Here is a 1,030-nt window from a genome sequence, read left to right as displayed (position 1 = left end):
GTGGACTACGCTAGAGCGATAGCGGGGATGATATCGAATAAAGACCTGTTTCGTGAGATGTGCGTTAAAGCTAGAGAGTACGCTGAGAGATTCGATCACGTGAGAGTAGCCAGGGAGTACCTGGAGTTATACCATGAGATTCGCGGACGAGGCCGTTGAGGCTCTACTCAGCTTAGAGTGGGTATTCGCAGATAGAGGTGGTAAGGTCAGTGGCTCGTACTACCTGGAGTTCTGGAGAAGAGTCGAGGTCTTGGATTTGGCACTTAGGTACTGTAGTAGAGGTTCAGTGATAGCCGATATAGGTGCCGCGCCATTTATTACCAGCTGCGCGTTGAAGAGGCTCGGCTACGATGTCGTGGCTGCCGATATTGAACCGGAGAAGTACATGGATATAGCTGAGGTGTGTGGAATCAAAGTTGTTAAAGTCGGCCTTGAAAGAGACCCTATACCCCGGCTAGGCGCGGGTTGCGCGATATTCACCGAGGTCATCGAGCACCTGAACCCATACTACGCCCCGGAGATCGTGAGGAAAATAAATAAGGCTATGGCCTTGAACTCTAAGCTCGTCCTCACGACGCCAAATATAGCATCCCTATTCAGGAGACTAAGGCTACTACTGGGTGTGCAACCACAGTACAGGGTCCACGTACACGAGTATACGAAGAAAGAGGTGGAGGAACTACTCGCCGCAAACGGCTTCGAGATAATTAAAAGCTACTACTCAACAATAAACGATCTAACGTACGTCGACGTCAGGGAACCCAGGCGACACCTGGCGCCTCCCAGCTACCTGAACTTGGCTAAACACGCGCTTGCCAACCCGACCAAAACGAACGCGGCAAGACTACTAGCATACCCCCTCGTAAAGCTAGTACCATCACTAAGACAGTTAATCGTCATAGTAGCAGAAAAAGTCGGAGAGCCCGAGACGACACCCATAGAGAGAGTGGTAGCATACAGAGTTACCAACGTGGGTGCGTCCTGAGGGCGAGGAGACTCTACAACCTAGCGGGATGAAGCCCTTAGCGTT

At 51.3% G+C, this 1,030-nt stretch carries 1 protein-coding gene; it reads left to right on the top strand.

What is annotated here, in order from left to right; all coding sequences use genetic code 11:
• Window positions 1-133 precede the first annotated feature (133 nt).
• Window positions 134-985: a methyltransferase domain-containing protein gene (locus ACP5KC_RS10710; RefSeq protein WP_428287591.1), complete on the top strand. Its 852-nt coding sequence runs from the start codon at window positions 134-136 to the stop codon at window positions 983-985.
• Window positions 986-1,030 lie beyond the last annotated feature (45 nt).

This window comes from Infirmifilum sp., assembly GCF_049970975.1.
Classification (GTDB): Archaea; Thermoproteota; Thermoprotei; order Thermofilales; family Thermofilaceae; genus Thermofilum; species Thermofilum uzonense.
This window is presented reverse-complemented; position numbering and strand designations above follow the sequence as displayed.

Bases quoted from the DNA above. Each gene is read 5' to 3' on its own strand.
- ACP5KC_RS10710 (WP_428287591.1), top strand. From the start codon at position 134: ATGAGATTCGCGGACGAGGCCGTTGAGGCTCTACTCAGCTTAGAGTGG.